Consider the following 589-nt stretch of genomic DNA (forward strand, 5'->3'; position numbering starts at 1 on the left):
CTCGATCTCCCACCAGTCGACGCTGACGTTGAAGTTGCCGTTGGGCGCGATCACGAAGCCGATGCTGCGCTGTTCGGCCTCTTCCGGCTTCAGGTTCGGATTGCCGCCGGTGATGATGTCCGGGCGGATCTGCTCGCTGCAGTTGGCCACGTCCGGGTTGTACTGGCCCTTCGGGCAGGTCGCCGGGTCGGCCAGGTCCAGGCCGGTGTACTGGGTCTCGGTGACGCCGCGGAACAGCTTGGCGAAATCAGGCACCTTGAAGCCGGTGCTGTAGGAGCCGCGGAACACCAGCCAGTCCATCGGCTGCCACTTGAACGAGTACTTCGGATTGGTGGTGCCGCCGAAGCCGTCGTAACGGTCGTGGCGCACGGCCAGGTTGACCTCCAGGCTGTCGACCACCGGCAGGTTGACCTCGGCGAACACCGCCTTGACGTTGCGCTGCTTGGGCGACATGTAGTTGGAGGCATCGCCGGGAACACCGAACACGTAGGCGTTGCCCGCCACCCATTCGGCCGGGCCGCCGAACTCGTATTCCTCGCGGCGCACGTCCACGCCCGCCGCCGCCTGCACGTCGTTGTCGCTCCACAGG

1 protein-coding gene is annotated in these 589 nt (G+C 66.0%); it reads right to left on the reverse strand.

Translation table 11 applies throughout. From position 1 onward, the window contains the following. Positions 1–589 (reverse strand): TonB-dependent receptor domain-containing protein (locus ABB33_RS17670; protein ID WP_161809443.1); only part of this gene is annotated, 589 nt, incomplete at both ends.

Origin of the sequence: Stenotrophomonas acidaminiphila (genome assembly GCF_001431595.1) — a bacterium.
GTDB classification, from domain to species: Bacteria; Pseudomonadota; Gammaproteobacteria; order Xanthomonadales; family Xanthomonadaceae; genus Stenotrophomonas; species Stenotrophomonas acidaminiphila.